This window comes from Pseudomonas orientalis, assembly GCF_022807995.1.
Lineage (GTDB): Bacteria > Pseudomonadota > Gammaproteobacteria > Pseudomonadales > Pseudomonadaceae > Aquipseudomonas > Aquipseudomonas orientalis_B.
Genome location: NZ_CP094351.1, coordinates 3,341,425 through 3,359,735, shown reverse-complemented (window position 1 = coordinate 3,359,735; position 18,311 = coordinate 3,341,425). Strand labels below are relative to the sequence as shown.

The following is an 18,311-nucleotide window of genomic DNA, read 5'->3' as shown; positions in this document are numbered from 1 at the left end:
GCCGAGCGCTTCCTGCAAGACCCGTTCAACCCCGGGCGCATGTACCGCACCGGCGACCTGGTGCGCTGGCTGCCCGATGGCAACCTGGAGTACCTGGGGCGCAACGATGACCAGGTCAAATTGCGCGGGGTGCGGGTTGAACTGGGCGAAATCGAAAGCCGCCTGGTCGCGCTCGATGGCGTAGCGGAAGCGGTGGTGCTGGTGCGCGAAGGCCGCTTGATCGCCTGGTTCACCGAGCATCAGGCGCTGTCGATCGAATCCCTGCGCGCGCAACTGCAGGCGCAACTGCCCGAGGCACTGGTGCCGGTGGCTTACGTGAAACTTGCGGCCTTGCCCCTGACCGCCAACGGCAAGCTGGACCGCAAGGCCCTGCCGGCCCCCGATCAGGCCGCGCTGCTGACCCGTGACTACGAAGCGCCCCAGGGCGAGGTGGAAACCCGCCTGGCGCGGATCTGGGCCGAGGTGCTGCAGGTGGAGCAGGTGGGGCGCCATGACCACTTCTTCGAACTGGGCGGGCATTCATTGCTGGCCGTCAGCCTGATCGAGCGCATGCGCCAAGTGGGCCTGAGCGCCGATGTGCGCGTGCTGTTCAGCCAGCCGACCCTGGCCGCGCTGGCCGCCGCCGTGGGCAGTGGGCGTGAAGTGCAGGTGCCGGCGAATCGTATTCCTGACGGCTGCCAACGCATCACGGCGGACATGCTGTCGCTGGTCACGCTGGAGCAGTCGACGCTGGATCAGGTCATCGACCAAGTCCCCGGCGGCGCCGCCAATGTGCAGGATATCTATCCGCTGGCGCCGTTGCAGGAAGGCATTTTCTACCATCACATCAGCGCCGAGCAGGGCGACCCGTACCTGCTGCAATCGCACCTGGCGTTTGACAGCCTTGAACGTCTGGACGCCTTTGCCCAGGCGCTGCAACAGGTGATCGATCGCCACGATATCCTGCGCACCGCAGTGGTCTGGGAAGGCCTGGTGCAACCGCTGCAAGTGGTGTGGCGCAAGGCTGAACTGGCCGTGCAGTGCGTATCGCTGCAAGGCAACGCCATCGAGCAGTTGCACCAGCGTTTTGATCCGCGCCATTACCGGATGCCGATGTCCCAGGCCCCGCTGGTCCGCCTGGTGTATGCCGAGGACCCCGGTCAGCAGCGGGTCGTCGCGATTTTGCTGTTCCACCATATCGTCCTCGATCACACGGCACTCGACAGCGTACGTCAGGAGATGCAAGCCAGTTTGCTCGGGCAGCCCCTGATCGCTGACGCAGCCATTCCTTACCGCAACTATGTGGCTCAGGCGCGCCTGGGCGTCGCAGAGCAGGAGCATGAGGCATTCTTCCGCCAGATGCTGGGAGACATCGACGAGCCGACACTCCCATTCGGCTTGCAGGACGTCCAAGGTGACGGCAGTGCAATCGAAGAGGTGCAGCAAAGCCTGGCCCCGACTTTCAGCCAGCGCCTCAGGGCCCAGGCCCGACTCGCGGGTGTCAGCGCCGCCAGCCTGTTTCATCTGGCATGGGCGCGGGTGCTGGCCAGCACGAGCAGCCAGCACGGCGTGGTCTTCGGCACCGTGCTGCTTGGCCGTATGCAGGGGGGCAAAGGCAGCGACCGTGCACTGGGAATGTTCATCAACACCTTGCCGTTGCGCGTGGATATCGATGAGACCGGTGTGCGCGCGGCTGTCAAGCGCACCCATGAGCGCCTGACGGCACTGCTCGGCCATGAACATGCATCGCTTGCCCTGGCCCAGCGTTGCAGCGGCGTCGCCGCGCCGCTGCCGTTGTTCAGCGCAGTGCTCAATTACCGCCACAGCGCCAGCCAGGACGCGACGGTGTCGCAGGCATGGCAAGGGATTCACACCCTGGCCAGTGAAGAACGCACCAACTACCCCTTGACCTTGAACGTCGATGACCAGCGCGACGGTTTCCGCCTGACCGTCATGACCCCCGCGCATATTGGTGCGCAACGCGTCTGCGGTTATATGCAGACGGCTTTGCTTGGACTGGTCGAGGCGCTGGAACAGGCGCCGCACCTGCCGATCAGCCGTTTGTCGATCCTGGGGCAGCAGGAGCGCGAAAAACTCTTGCACGGTTTCAACGCGACCGCAGTCGATTACCACCTTGACCAGACGTTGCACGGCTTGTTCGAGGCGCAGGTCTCATGCACGCCGGAGGCCGAGGCAGTGAAAGCGGGTGATCAGTGCCTGAGCTATCGGCAACTCAACGAGCGGGCCAACCGTCTGGCCCATCACCTGCGTGAACTGGGCGTAGGGCCCGAGTCGCGGGTTGGCGTGTGCCTGGAGCGTGGCCTGGACATGGTCATCGGCCTGTTCGCCATCCTCAAGGCCGGCGGCGGTTATGTGCCGCTCGACCCGGCCTATCCCCACGAGCGCCTCGCCTACATGCTGCACGACAGCGCACCGGTGGTGGTGCTGGCCCACGGCGCAACCCGCGCCTTGCTGGGTGATATACCCACCCTTGATCTGGATCGCGACACCTGGCAGCACCAGCCGAGCACCAATCCCGGCGTGCCGGACCTTACCGCCCGGCATCAGGCGTATGTGATCTACACCTCCGGCTCCACCGGCCAGCCCAAGGGCGTAATCAATGAACATGCCGGGGTGGTCAACCGCCTGCTGTGGATGCAGGACGCGTACGGCCTCAACGCGCAGGATGCGGTGTTGCAGAAAACGCCCTTCAGCTTCGACGTGTCGGTGTGGGAGTTCTTCTGGCCGCTGATGACCGGCGCCCGCCTGGTCATGGCGCGGCCGGGCGGACACAAGGACCCGGCGTATCTGTGCGAAGTGATTGAGGCGGAGCACATCACCACGCTGCACTTTGTGCCGTCGATGCTCGACGTATTCCTGGCCCACGGCGATGTCAGCCAGGCCGCCGGGCTGGTGCGTGTGATGTGCAGCGGCGAAGCCTTGCCGGGCAGCCTGGTGCGGCGCTTCAAGCAGCAACTGCCGGGCATCGGCTTGTACAACCTGTACGGCCCGACCGAAGCTGCGGTGGATGTGACCGCCTGGAACTGCGCACGCACCGACGTGCCGGACAACACGCCGATCGGCAAGCCGATTGCCAACACGCGCATGTACGTGCTGGACGCCCAATTGCAGCCGGTGCCGCTGGGCGTGGTCGGTGAACTGTTCATCGGCGGCGTGCAGGTGGCGCGGGGGTATCTCAACCGTGCGCAGTTGACCGCCGAACGCTTCCTCGAGGACCCGTTCAGCGCGGGCCGGATGTACCGCACCGGCGATCTTGGCCGTTACCTGCCGGACGGCAATCTTGAGTACCTGGGCCGCAACGATGACCAGGTGAAGATACGCGGCCTGCGCATCGAACTGGGAGAAATCCAGGCGCGACTGATCGAGCACCCGGCAGTCAGGGACGCTGTGGTGCTGGCCCGCGAGGACCGTCTCGTGGCCTATTACACCGGCCTGCCCACCGCCATCGAGGCGCTGCGCAGCCAGCTCTTGCAGCACCTGCCGGACTTCATGGTGCCCGCGTTGTTCATGCACCTCGACGCGCTGCCCCTGAGCCCCAATGGCAAGCTCGACCGCAAGGCCCTGCCGGCCCCCGGTGTGCACGCGCTGAGCGTGGGTGAGTACGCGGCGCCCGAAGGCGACACCGAGATCCTGCTGGCCCGGTTGTGGGCCGAGTTGCTCGACGTGGAGCGCGTGGGGCGCCATGACAATTTCTTTGAACTGGGCGGGCATTCACTGCTTGCCGTGAGCTTGATCGGGCGCTTGCGCCAGGAAGGCATGGAAGCCGATGTGCGAGGGCTGTTCGAGCAACCGACCCTGGCCGGCTACGCCGCAATGACCGAACGAATGGAGATCGTCCTGTGAACATCCAACAATTGCTGGCAACCCTGAAAACCAAGGATGTGCAACTGGCGCTCAAAGGCGAGCAACTGTCCGTACAAGGCAACAAGCAAGCCTTGAGCGACCCGGCGATCCTCGCTGCGTTGCGCGAACACAAGCCGGCCCTGATCGAACGGATCAAGGCGGGTGAATACTCGGCCGGCAAAGCCGGTGAGGTGCAAGTACCGGCCAACGGCATCGCCCCGGGCGCCGAGCGCATTACCCCGGCCATGTTGACCCTGTCCACCCTGAGCCAGGACGAGATCGAGCGGATCGTCGCCACCGTCGAGGGCGGCGTGGCGAATATCCAGGACATCTACCCCCTGGCGCCGTTGCAGGAAGGCATCCTCTACCACCACGCGAGCACGGAGCAGGGTGACCCGTACATCATGCAGTCGCAGTTCGCCTTCGACAGCCTGGCGCGGTTCGAGCAGTTTGCCAACGCCTTGCAGGGCGTGGTGGATCGGCACGATATCCTGCGTACCGGCGTGGTTTGGCAAGGCCTTGAACAGCCCTCGCAAGTGGTCCGGCGCCAGGCCCGGCTGCCGGTGCAAGCCCTTGAGCTGGACCCGGCTGACGGCGATGTCGCATCGCAATTGCGCCAGCTGTTCGATGTTCGCCATTACCGCCTGGACGTAACCCAGGCCCCGCTGTTGCGCCTGGTGCGCACCTGGGACGAACCCGGCCAGCGCGTGGTCGCGATGCTGCTGTTTCATCATATGGCCCTGGACCACAGCGCGCTGGACGTAGTGCGCCATGAACTGCAGGCGCTGTTGCAAGGCCGTGGCGAACAGTTGGGCCAGCCCATCCCGTTTCGCAATTACGTGGCGCAGGCGCGGCTGGGCGTCAGCGAGCAGGAGCACGAGGCGTTTTTCCGTCAGATGCTCAGCGATATCAGCGAGCCGACCTTGCCTTTCGGTCTGCAGGATGTGCAGGGCGATGGCCGCGATATCGTCGAAGCGGATTTGCCGCTGTCGGCAGCGCTCAATCAACGTATCCGCGAGCAGGCACGCCAACTGGGCGTCAGTGCCGCGAGCGTGTTCCATATGGCCTGGGCGCAGGTGCTGAGCGTGCTGGCAGGCAAGCAAAGTGTGGTGTTCGGTACGGTGTTGATGGGGCGCATGCAGGGCGGTCAGCAGACCGACAGAGCGCTGGGGATTTTCATCAATACGTTGCCGTTTCGGGTGGATGTCGGTCATGCGGATGTGCGCACGGGCATCAGGGACACCCATGCACGGCTGACGACGTTGCTGCGCCATGAGCACGCACCTTTGGCGTTGGCCCAGCGCTGCAGCGGAGTGACTGCGCCTACGCCTCTGTTCAGTGCGTTGCTCAATTACCGGCACAGTGGTTCCGGCAACCAGGCCGAGGCTGTGGCGGCATGGAAGGGCATCGAAATGTTGAGTTCGCAGGAGCGCACCAACTACCCGCTGACCCTGAGCGTGGATGACCTGGGCGATAGCTTTATCTTGCGTTTGCTCGCCTGCCCCCAGGTCGACCCGCACCGCGTTTGCGCCTACCTGCAAACCGCCCTGGAAAACCTGGTGAGTGCGTTGGAACAGTCGCCGCACACCGCGCTCAACCAACTGCCGGTGGTGCCGCTGGCCGAGCAGCGCCTGCTGCTCGAGCAGTTCAACGCAACCCAGGCGGTGTTCCCCCAGGGCAGCACCTTGCACGCGCGCATCGAGGCCCAGGCCGCGCTGACGCCGGACGCCATCGCGGCGGTCTGCCTGGACCGCACGCTGAGCTACGCCGAACTCAATCAGCAAGCCAACCTGCTGGCTCATCATCTGCTGGCGCTGGGGGTCAAGCCCGATGACCGCGTGGCCATCGTCGCGCGCCGTGGCCTGGACACCCTGGCCGGCTTGCTGGCGATCCTCAAGGCCGGCGCCTGTTATGTGCCGGTAGATCCGTCCCACCCGGCCGAGCGCCTGAGCTATCTGCTCAGCGACAGCGCCCCGGTGGCCGTGCTGACCCAGCACGCGTTGCTCGAGCGCCTGCCGGATCTGGACGTGCCGGTGATCAACCTGGACCGCTACACCTGGCAGCACCACTCGGCGAGCAATCCCGACGTGGCCATGACGGCGTCGAACCTGGCCTATGTGATCTACACCTCCGGCTCCACCGGCCTGCCCAAAGGGGTGATGGTGGAGCACCACACCGTGGCCAATCTGGTGGACTGGCATTGCAGCGCCTTTGACCTGCGCGCCGGGCGGCACACCGCCAGCGTGGCCGGCTTCGGCTTTGATGCGATGGCCTGGGAAGTGTGGCCGGCGCTGTGCGCGGGCGCCACCTTGCACCTGCCGCCGGCCCGCGACGGCGCCGAGGATGTCGACGCGCTGCTTGCCTGGTGGTGCGCGCAGCCGCTGGACGTGTGCTTCCTGCCGACGCCGGTGGCCGAGTACGCCTTCAGCCAGAACATCGAGCACCCGACCCTGCGCACGCTGTTGATCGGCGGCGACCGCCTGCGCCAGTTCGGGCGTGCGCAGCGCTTCGAGCTGATCAACAACTACGGCCCCACCGAAGCCACGGTGGTCGCTACCGCCGGCAAGGTCGAGGCGGGCCAGCCGTTGCATATCGGCAAACCCATCGCCAATGCCAGGGTGTATCTGCTGGACGAGCAGCTGCGCCCGGTGCCGCTGGGGGTGGCGGGCGAACTGTATGTAGGCGGCAAGGGCGTGGCCCGCGGTTACCTCAACCGCCCGGAGCTGACCGCCGAGCGTTTCCTGCGCGACCCGTTCAGCAGCGGGCGCATGTACCGCACCGGCGACCTCGCGCGCTGGCTGCCCGACGGCAATCTCGAGTACCTGGGGCGCAACGATGACCAGGTGAAGATCCGTGGCATGCGCATCGAACTGGGGGAAATCGAGACCCGGCTCAACCAGCTGCCGGGTATTCTGGAGGCGGTGGTGCTGGTGCGTGAGGAGCGGTTGGTGGCGTATTTCACCGAAAGCCCGCAACTGGATGCGCTGGCCGTCGCTGATATCCGTGCGCACCTGGTGGCCCATCTGCCGGACTATATGGTGCCGGTCGCTTTCATGAAGCTCGACACGCTGCCCTTGACCGCCAACGGCAAGCTCGACCGCCAGGCTCTGCCGGCCCCCGATATGGCCGCGGTATTCAGCCGCGAGTACGAGACGCCGCTGGGCGAGATCGAAAGCGTGTTGGCGCAGATCTGGGCCGATGTGTTGCAGGTGGAGCGGGTCGGGCGGCGCGATCACTTCTTTGAGCTGGGCGGGCATTCGCTGCTGGCCATGCGCATGGTGTCCCAGGTGCGCCAGCGCCTGGGGGTGGAGCTGGTGCTGGGCGACCTGTTCGCCAACGCCGAACTGGCGGCGGTCGCTCAAGTGCTGGCCCAGGCGGGTCGCAGCACCTTGCCGGATATTCTGCCGGCCAATCGCGGCGAGGATGTGCCGCTGTCATTCGCCCAGCAGCGCCTGTGGTTTCTGGCCAACATGGACGGCGGCAACAGTGCCTACAACATTCCCATCGGTCTGGCCCTGCGTGGGCAATTGCACGTGCAGGCGCTGCAAAAGGCGTTGGCCTGTATCGTCGGACGCCATCACACGCTGCGCAGCCGTTTTGTCCGGTCAGGCGATGACACTCAGGTGTTGACCGTGCCTGGCGACGAAGAAATGCCGCTGCAATTGCAGGACCTGCGTCGTCAGCCCGAGCCGCAACAGGCCCTGGACGCGCTGATCCGCCACGAGGCCTCGGCGACGTTTGACCTGGAGCGCGGCCCGCTGCTGCGCGGGCACCTGGTGATGATGGCCGACGATCATCATGTGCTGCTGCTGACCTTGCACCACATTGTTTCCGATGGCTGGTCCATGGGCGTGCTGACCCGCGAGCTGATGGCGCTGTACCAGGCGTTCGTCCACGGCCAGCCCGACCCGCTGCCGCCGTTGACGATCCAGTACGGTGACTTCGCCATTTGGCAACGTTTGTGGCTGAGCGGTGAAGTGCTGCATCGCCAGAGCGATTACTGGCAGCGCGTGCTGACGGATGCGCCGGCCGTGCTTACTCTGCCCACTGATCGTCCACGTCCGGCGCAGCAGGACTACGCCGGCAGCAGCGTCGAGGTGCATGTGGACGAGCGCCTGACCGCCGGCTTGAAGGCTTTGAGTCAACGCTATGGCGTCACGCTTTACATGACCCTGTTGAGCGCCTGGGCAGCGCTGATGGCACGGTTGTCCGGCCAGCAGGACCTGGTGATTGGCTCGCCGGTGGCAAACCGGACGCGCAGTGAAGTGGAAGGGCTGATCGGTCTGTTCGTCAATACCCTGGCCCTGCGGATCGATACCTCGGGTGAACCGAGCACCGAAGCGCTGCTGGCACGGGTCAAGGCGGTGTCGCTGGCGGCCCAGTCCCATCAGGATCTGCCGTTCGAACAGGTGGTGGAGATTACCCAGCCTGTGCGCAGCCTGGCCCACACGCCGCTGTTTCAGACACTGCTGGCCTGGCAGGACGCCAGTGTGCCCACCCTGACCTTGGGCGATCTGGTGATTGAGGGGGTGGCTCAGCAGAGCCTGTTCGCCAAATTCGAGCTGACCCTGGACCTCGGTGAAGACCAGGGCAGGATCCGGGGTGCGCTGCAATACGCTGTCGCGCTGTTCGATGAGGTGACGGTGCAGCGCTACGTCGGCTACTTCACCCGCCTGTTGCAGGCCATGGTCGCCGACGACCGAGCGGTGCTGGCCCATGTGCCGCTGATGGAGGAACCTGAGCGTCAGCGCGTGCTGGTGGACTTCAATGCGACCTCGATGCCCGGCAACGTCGAGCCTACCGTGCACGGGCTTGTCGCCGCTCAGGCCGAACGCACACCCGATGCCATCGCGGCCAAGGCCGGTGAGCAATACCTGACCTATGCCGAACTCGACAGGCAAGCCAGCCATCTGGCAAATCACCTGCGCGGCCTGGGCATCAAGCCCGATGACCGCGTGGCCATCGTCGCCCGGCGCGGCCTCGACACCCTGGTCGGGTTGCTGGGGATCCTCAAGTCCGGCGCGTGTTATGTACCGGTCGATCCCGCGCATCCCGCCGAGCGCCTGGCCTATCTGCTCAGCGACTGCGCGCCCGTGGCCGTGCTGACCCACCGCGCGCTCCTGCCAAGGCTGCCGGCCCTTGAGGTACCGGTAATCGAGCTGGATGGCGCTGACTGGCTTGCTCCCACGCAACCTCATCCCGAAGTTGCTGCCGGCGCGTCCAATCTGGCCTATGTGATTTACACCTCCGGCTCCACCGGCTTGCCCAAAGGTGTGATGGTGGAACACCACAGCGTGGTGAATCTGGTGGACTGGCACTGTCGTGCTTTCGACCTGAGTGCCGGGGGCCATACGGCCAGTGTCGCCGGCTTCGGATTCGATGCGATGGCCTGGGAAGTCTGGCCGGCGCTGTGCGTCGGCGCGACCCTGCACTTGCCACCGGCCCATGACGGCGTCGAGGATGTCGACGCGCTGCTCGCCTGGTGGTGCGCGCAACCGCTGGACGTTTGCTTCCTGCCGACGCCGGTCGCCGAGTACGCCTTCAGCCAGCACATCGAACATCCGACGCTGCGTACCTTGCTGATCGGTGGCGACCGCTTGCGCCAGTTCACCCGCCCGCTGCGTTACGCACTGGTCAATAACTACGGGCCCACCGAAGCCACAGTGGTCGCCACCTCCGGCCGGATCGAGGTCGGCCGGCCGCTGCATATCGGCAAGCCTGTCGCCAATGCCACGGTATACCTGCTCGACGACCAGCAGCGCCCGGTGCCGCTGGGGGTGACCGGAGAATTGTATGTCGGCGGCAAAGGCGTGGCGCGCGGTTACCTGAACCGCTCGGAACTGACCGCCGAACGCTTCCTGCATGACCCGTTCAATGAGGGACGCATGTACCGTACCGGTGACTTGGCGCGTTGGTTGTCCGACGGCACCCTTGAGTACCTGGGGCGCAACGACGATCAGGTGAAAATCCGTGGTGTGCGCATCGAACTGGGTGAAATCGAAACCCAACTCAACCAGTTGCCGGGTATCCAGGATGTCGTGGTGCTGGTATGTGATGAGCGGCTGGTGGCGTATTTCACCGCGCATCCGTCGGCAAGCCCCTTGGCTGCCGGTGATATCCGTGCGCACCTGGTTGCGCGCCTGCCGGGCTACATGGTCCCGGCCGCTTACGTGCGGCTCGATGCGCTCCCGCTGACGGCCAACGGCAAGCTCGATCGCAAGGCCCTGCCAAAGCCGGACCTGTCGGCGCTGTTTATCCGTGAGTACATTGCGCCCGAGGGTGAGCTTGAAAGCGTGCTCGCGCAGATTTGGGCCGATGTGTTGCAGGTGGCGCAAGTAGGCCGGCGCGACAACTTTTTCGAGCTCGGCGGTCACTCGCTGTTGGCCATGCGCATGGTGTCCCAGGTGCGTCAGCGCCTGGGCATAGAGCTGCTGCTGAGCGATTTTTTCGCCAATGCCGAACTCAGCGCCGTCGCCGCCGTACTGGCCCAGTCCGGTCGCAGCACTTTGCCGGATATTCTGCCGGCCAGTCGCGAAGAACACGTCCCGTTGTCGTTCGCCCAGCAACGTCTGTGGTTCCTGGCGTTGATGGAAGGCGCCAATACCGCCTATAACATTCCCATCGGCTTGCGACTGCGCGGGCAATTGCATGTGCAGGCGCTGCAACGCGCCTTGGCACGTATCGTTGCGCGACATGAAACCCTGCGCAGCCGCTTTGCCCAGCAGGGTGACGACGCCCGGGTGCTGATTGCACCGCCTGAAGAGGTGTTGCCGCTGCAACTGCAGAACCTGCGGCGTCACTCCCAGCCTCAGCAGGCCTTGGACGCATTGATCCACGGCGAAGCCTCGGCTCCGTTCGACCTGGAACAGGGTCCGCTGATACGTGGACGCCTGGTGGCAATGGCCGACGATCACCATGTGCTGTTGCTGACCCTGCACCATATCGTTTCTGATGGATGGTCCATGGGCGTGCTCACCCGGGAGCTGATGGCGCTGTATCAGGCCTTCAGTCATGGCCTGCCCGACCCGTTGCCGCCACTGCCGATCCAGTACGCCGATTTTGCCGTGTGGCAACGGCGCTGGCTGAGTGGCGAGGTCCTGAACCGCCAAAGCGCTTATTGGCAGCAAACCCTGGCTGGCGCGCCGCCGTTGCTGTCCCTGCCTACCGATCGCCCCCGCCCGGCGCAGCAGAGCTATGCCGGCGATACGGTCCAGGTGCGCCTGGATGAACGTCTGACCGCCGGGCTCAAGGCGTTGAGCCAGAGGCACGAGGTGACGCTGTACATGACAGTGATGAGCGCCTGGGCGTCACTGCTTGCACGCTTGTCCGGTCAGCACGACCTGGTGATCGGCTCGCCGGTAGCCAACCGTGCGCGCAGTGAGGTGGAGGGGCTGATTGGCTTGTTCGTCAACACCCTTGCCGTGCGCATCGACACTTCCGGCGAGCTGAGCACCGAGGCACTGCTGGCGCGGGTCAAGGCGGTGACACTGGCCGCTCAGTCTCACCAGGACCTGCCGTTCGAAAAAGTCGTGGAGATCCTCCGGCCGCTGCGCAGCCTGGCCCATAGCCCGATATTCCAGGTGCTGCTGACCTGGCAGGACAGCAGTGCACCGGCGCTGGCCCTCGGCGACCTGACGCTGGAAGCGATCGTGGAGAATAGTCACTTTGCCAAGTTCGATCTGGCATTGAGCCTGGGCGAAGTCGACGGCTGCATACTGGGCACTCTGGAATACGCGGTGGCCTTGTTCGATGAGGCGACAGTGCAGCGTTACGTCGGCTACCTGATGTGTCTGTTGCAGGTGATGGTCGAAGACGACCAGGCGGTGCTGGAGCATGCGCCGTTGCTGGGCGCGCGCGAGCGTCAGCAGGTGCTGGTTGATTTCAACGCTACGGCAGTCGACTACAACCTCGACCAGACCCTGCATGGCCTGTTCGAAGCGCAGGTTGAACGCACGCCGGATGCGATTGCGCTCAAGGCCGGCACGCAGCAATTGACCTATGCCGAACTCAATAGCCGGGCCAACCAATTGGCTCATCACCTGCTGGCGCTCGGTGTGCAGCCGGATGCCCGCGTAGCCATCTGCGCAGAGCGTGGCCTGGACATGGTTATCGCCCTGTATGCGGTGCTCAAGGCCGGCGCGGCCTATGTACCGCTGGATCCGGCATATCCCCAGGAGCGGATCGCCTACATGCTGCAAGACAGTGCACCGCAGGTGGTGCTCGCCCAGGTCGCTACGCGTGGTTTGCTGGGCGAGGTGCCGGTGCTTGAACTGGACCAGCCGTGCTGGCAGCACCAGCCGCACGACAACCCCGCAGTACGCGGTGCAAGCGCTTATGTGATCTACACCTCAGGCTCCACCGGGCAGCCCAAGGGGGTGATCAACGATCATGGCGGGGTGGTCAACCGCCTGCTGTGGATGCAGGACGAATACGGACTGACCTGCGACGACGCAGTCCTGCAGAAAACCCCGTTCAGCTTTGACGTGTCGGTGTGGGAATTCTTCTGGCCGTTGTCCACCGGTGCTCGGCTGGTAATGGCGCGTCCCGGCGGTCACAAGGACCCCGCTTACCTGTGCGAGGTCATCGAAGGTGAAGCGATCACGACGCTGCACTTTGTGCCGTCAATGCTCGATGTCTTCCTTGCCTATGGCGATGTCAGCCAGGTAGCGGGCCTGCAACGCGTGATGTGCAGCGGTGAAGCGCTGCCAGGCAGCCTGGTGCGGCGCTTCAAGCAACAACTGCCGGGCGTCAACCTGTATAACCTGTACGGTCCGACTGAAGCGGCGGTGGATGTGACGGCGTGGTGCTGCTCACCTTGCGAAGTGCCGGACAACACGCCCATCGGAAAACCGATCGCCAACACCCGCATGTACGTGCTGGACACGCAGATGCAGCCAGTGCCCCTGGGCGTGGTGGGCGAGTTGTTCATTGGCGGCGTACAAGTGGCGCGGGGCTACTTGAACCGTCCTGAACTGACGGCCGAGCGCTTCCTCGATGACCCGTTTACCGAGGGACGCTTGTACCGTACCGGTGACCTCGGCCGTTATCTGCCCGACGGCACGCTCCAATACCTGGGACGCAATGACGACCAGGTGAAAATTCATGGCTTGCGCATCGAACTGGGGGAAATCCAGGCGCGACTGACCGAGCACCCCGCAGTCAACGAAGCGGTGGTGGTGGCCCGTGAGCAACGCCTGATCGCTTACTACACCGCCGACGCTTGCGACATCGATGCGCTGCGCAGTCATGTGGCGCAACAGCTTCCGGCGTTCATGGTGCCGGCTGTGTTTGTGCACCTGGACGCATTGCCGCTGAGCCCCAACGGCAAGCTCGATCGCAAGGCACTGCCTGCGCCGGGCGTGGAGTCAATGAGCGTGCGCGACTACGAAGCGCCAGAGGGCGATACCGAAATCGCCTTGGCCAGCGTATGGGCCGAGTTGCTGGGGGTGGAGCGCATAGGGCGCCAGGATAACTTCTTCGAGCTGGGCGGGCATTCATTGATGGCCGTGAGCCTGGTAGGGCGCCTGCGGCGCCTCGGGTTGTCGGCGGACATGAACGTGCTGTTCAGCCAGCCGACGTTGGCGGCCCTGGCGGCGACCCTGGGCGGCAGCCGGGAAGTATCCGTACCTGCCAATGGCATCGCCGCCGATTGCGACGCCATCACGCCGTCCATGCTGACGCTGGCGCGCCTGGATCAGCCGGCCATCGACCGTCTCGTCGCCGCCATCCCCGGCGGGGCCGCGAATGTGCAGGATATCTATCCGCTGGCCCCGTTGCAGCAGGGAATTCTGTACCACCACCGCGCGGTGCAGGAGGACGACGTGTATGTGCTGCAGGCGCACTTTGCCTTCGACAGCACGGCACGCTTGCACGCATTTGCCGAGGCATTGCAGGCGGTGATCCGGCGTCATGACATCCTGCGTTCCTCGTTCCATTGGGACGGCTTGCAAGAGCCGATGCAAGTGGTGTGGCGTGAGGCGTCCCTGCGCGTTGAGAAAGGGCCGTTGCCGCAGCGCCTGGACCTGGCTCAGGCACCGGTGATGCGCCTGGTCTACACCGAGGAACCGCAGCGCGTGGTGGCCACTTTGCTGTTTCATCACTTGGTGATGGACCACGTGACCCTGGGCATCCTCAAGCATGACATGCAGGCATTCCTGAGTGGCAAAGGCGATACGCTGAGCGCACCGGTGCCGTATCGCAATTACGTTGCCCAGACCCGCCTGGGCATCACCGACGAAGAGCATGAGGCGTTCTTTCGCGACATGCTCGCCCAAGTCGATGAGCCGACCTGCCTGTGCGAGCTGGGCCCGGTTGAGCAGGTGCAAAGCCTGCTCGATCATGCGCTGAGCCAGCGCCTGCGTACGCAGGCACGTCGGGCCGGTGTGAGCGCTGCCAGCGTCACGCACCTGGCCTGGGCCCTGGTCATGGGCAAGGTGGCCGTGCGCGAGTCGGTGGTGTTCGGCACCGTGATGCTGGGCCGCCTGCAGGGCGGCGAAGGTGCCGAACGGGCCATGGGGGTCTTTATCAATACCTTGCCGCTGCGCGTCGACCTGGGTGAACACTCGGTGCGGGGTGCGCTGCGCGACACTCACGCGCGTCTGGCGCAGTTGCTCAAGCACGAACACGCGCCCCTGGCGCTGGCGCAACGTTGCAGCAGCGTGCCGACGGGTACGCCGTTGTTCAACGTGCTGTTCAACTATCGTCACAGTGCCGAGGTGCCCGGCGCGCCAAATGACGATGCAGCAAAGGCATGGCAGGGTATCTATTTGCTCGAGGGCGAAGAGCGCTCCAGCTACGGCCTGTCGATGAGCGTGGATGACCTGGGCGACAGTTTCAGCCTGAGCGCCGCGGGGCAGGGCGCGCGGCGCCTTTGCGCTTACCTGGCCACGGCGCTTGAGCAGATGGTGACGGCGTTGGAGGACACCGTCGACAGCACCATCAGCGCTGTGTCGATCCTGCCGGCTCACGAACGTCGACAATTGATCGAGGACTTCAACGCTACCGCCCGCGAATTCCCCCGCGCACATACGGTGCAACGCCTGTTCGAGGCCCAGGCCGGGGCTCGTCCCAGTGCGCTGGCAGTGGTGCATGGCGAACAGCGCGTGAGCTACTTTGACCTGAACATTCGCGCCAACCGCCTGGCCCATCACCTGCTCGGGCTCGGCGTGCGCGCCGGGGACAGTGTGGCGATTCTGCTGCCACGCGGCGTGGACTTGATAGTCGGCCAACTGGCCGTGTTGAAATGCGCCGCCGCCTACGTGCCGCTGGATATCAACGCCCCTGCCGAGCGCCAGGCTTTCATGCTGCAGGACAGCGGCGCGGTGCGGCTGTTGACCCGCAGCGATATAGCCGTTGATTACCCGGCTCAACGCCTGGACCTCGATACCCTGACCCTCGATGCACAACCTGACCACAACCCCGACCTGTCGCAATCGTCGGACAGCGTGGCCTACCTCATGTACACCTCCGGGTCGACCGGCACGCCGAAGGGCGTAGTGGTGCCTCATCGTGGCATCACCCGGCTGGTCATCAACAACGGCTATGCGGATTTCAACGCGGGTGATCGTGTGGCATTTGCCTCCAACCCGGCCTTTGACGCCAGCACGATGGATGTGTGGGGGCCCTTGCTCAACGGCGGGCAGGTGCAGGTCATCGATCATTCCATATTGCTCGATCCGGTGGCGTTTGGCGCTGCGTTGGAGGGGGCGACGATACTGTTCGTCACCACGGCGCTGTTCAATCAGTACGTGCAACTGATACCCGATGCGCTGGCGGGGTTGCGCATCCTCCTGTGCGGCGGCGAGCGCGCTGATCCGGCAGCGTTCCGCAGTCTGTTGGCGCGGGCACCGGCACTGCGTCTTGTGCATTGCTACGGGCCGACGGAAACCACCACTTACGCGACCACCCATGAAGTGCGCGCACTCGCCGACCACACGGACAGCGTGCCGATCGGTCGACCGATTTCCAATACTCAGGTGTATGTGCTGGATGCGCAGTTGCAGCCGGTACCATTGGGCGTGACCGGTGAAATCTGCATCGGTGGCGACGGCGTGGCCCTGGGGTATTTGAATCGTGCGCAATTGAGCGCCGAACAGTTTGTGCAAGACCCCTTCAAGCCCGAGGCCCTGATGTACCGCACCGGCGACCTGGGTCGCTGGAACGCGGACGGCTTGCTGGAGTGCGTGGGTCGCAACGATGACCAGGTGAAAATTCGCGGTTTTCGTATCGAGCTGGGCGAGATTGAAGCACGCCTGGCCACCCACGCCGCCATTCAGGAGGCGGTGGTGCTGGCCCGTGAAGACGCCCCGGGCGACAAACGCCTGGCGGCCTATTTCACCTGGGCGGCAGAGCCGGTTGGCATCGACAGCCTGCGTGCCCATCTGCAAGAGCAACTCCCGGACTACATGGTGCCGTCAGCCTATTTGCCACTGGAGCGGTTACCGCTGACGGCCAATGGCAAGATCGACCGTAAAGCCTTGCCGGTCCCAGCGCTGCAAACCCTGGCTGGCCGCGTGTTCGAGCCGCCTCGCGATGCAGTGGAGCACAGGCTGGCTCAGCTATGGGCCGACGTGCTCAAGCTTGAGCAGGTCGGCCGCGATGACAGTTTCTTCGAGCTGGGCGGTCATTCCTTGCTTGCCATTCGCCTGGTCGGCCTGATGGAGGAGGCGGGTCTGCAGGTCAGCCTGGCCGAGCTTTTTGAACATGTCAGCGTGGCGAACGTGGCCTCAATGTTGCGCGAGCGTGACGAGCAGGCCGCGCGCAGCACCACGGTGGTGACCGTGCGCAGCAGCGGTGCCCAGCCGGCATTGTTCCTGGTGCACGAGTTCAGCGGCATGGACGTGTATTTCCCGGCGCTGGGTCAGCACCTGCCGGGTGACTACCCGATCTATGGTCTGCCGGGCCTGGCGCTGGGCGAGTCGCACCTGAACACCATGGAGGGCTTGGCGGCGCGCCTGGTCGGTTTGATTCGCGAGATCCAGCCGCACGGACCCTATCGTGTGGCGGGATGGTCGTTCGGCGGGGTGCTTGCCTATGAAGTGGCCATGCAACTGTTGGGGCTGGACGAAACCGTCGCGTTCCTTGGCTTGATCGACACCTTCGTGCCGCGCATGACCGATCAGGGCAAGGCGCGCTGGGAAGGGCCGCAGGCGCTCAAGCAGCATTTGCTGCTGCAGTGCACGGCACATTGGACCGTACAAGGAGGCGTGCATGAAGTGGCGAGATTGGCGCAGCTGGAAGCAGACACTCAACAGCTGGACCTTGCGGGCCTGCTGCAATGTTGTCGCGATGAAGGTTTGCTATACCCGCAAATGGCGGCGGCCGCGGACGCCGACTTGATGAGTTTCATCGAGCGGGAAGTCGGGCACGGGCATGCGCTGGCGCATTACAGCCTGTTCCCGCTGCCGATTCCGGTGCATCTGTTCAGCGCCCAGGAACGGCCGACCGAACTGTCGCGGCGCAGTGAGTCGTTGGGCTGGGAGGACGCGCTGGCATCCGGGCAATTGCGCCAGATTGAAGTGCCCGGCAATCACCAGAGCATGATGCAGGCGCCGCATATCCGCAGCCTGGGCGCGGCCATGTCCCAAGCATTGGCTGAGTCTTTACCGGTGATGGAAGCGGCGCATCAGCCCTTGCTGCGTATCCAGGGCGGCAAGACTGGGCATGCGCCGGTGTTCTGTGTACCGGGGGCGGGCGACAGCGTGACCGGCTTTGTCGGCTTGAGCGAGGCGCTGGGGCGCGACTGGCCGTTGTATGGCTTGCAGCCGCGTGGGCTGGACGGTGAAGCGGTGCCGCACAGCCAGGTGGAAGCGGCCGCGCAGTGTTACCTGACGGCGCTGATTCAGGAGTGCCCGGCGGGGCCGGTGCACCTGGTCGGGCATTCGTTTGGCGGCTGGGTCGCGCTGGAAATGGCGGTGCGCCTGCAGGCGATGGGGCGTCAGGTGGCGTCGTTGACGGTGATCGACAGTGAGTCGCCGGGGGGCAATGGCGTGGTGGGGCGGCCGTATACCTCGACGGCGGCGCTGTTGCGGTTGATCGAGGCGATGCAGTTGGCGGCCGGGAAGTCCCTGGGCATTGACCCGTTGGATTTCGCCGCGAGCGATGAGGTGGCGCAGCGCCAGGCGTTGCATGCCGGGATGGTCGGGGTTGGGTTGTTGCCGGCGCGGTCTGCCGGGGATGCGATGGTCGGCCCGGCGCGAACTTATGCGGCGGCGTTGCGTACGGTGTATCGGCCGCAGGCGCGGTACGACGGGGTGGTGCGCCTGGTGCTGGCGCGGGACCCGGCGCTGGATGCGGCGGGCAATCAGCGTGAGCAGGGGTTGATGATCGAGGGGTGGCGGGGTCAGGGGCGTGGGTTGCAGGTTTGGTATGGCGGGGGCAATCACTTCACTTTGCTCAAGGCGCCGAATGTGTTGGCGTTGGCCAGGTGGTGGGTTGAGGGTGTCGGGGTTGGGGAGGTGGTGTCTTGA

The 18,311-nt window shown here is 64.9% G+C and carries 2 protein-coding genes (1 of these 2 running past the window's edge); both read left to right on the top strand.

All coding sequences use genetic code 11. The features are described 5' to 3' along the window. Positions 1 to 3,843, top strand: the 3' portion of a protein-coding gene (locus MRY17_RS14870; RefSeq protein WP_243352387.1) for a non-ribosomal peptide synthetase. Its footprint begins 9,081 nt before the window's first position; 3,843 of the gene's 12,924 nt are visible here — the last part of the coding sequence; its start codon lies off the left edge, out of view; the stop codon is at positions 3,841 to 3,843. Beyond that, positions 3,840 to 18,311 (top strand): non-ribosomal peptide synthetase, encoded by a 14,472-nt coding sequence (locus MRY17_RS14865; RefSeq protein WP_243352386.1) that lies wholly within the window; start codon positions 3,840 to 3,842, stop codon positions 18,309 to 18,311. Before MRY17_RS14870 ends, MRY17_RS14865 begins: the two co-directional genes overlap by 4 nt.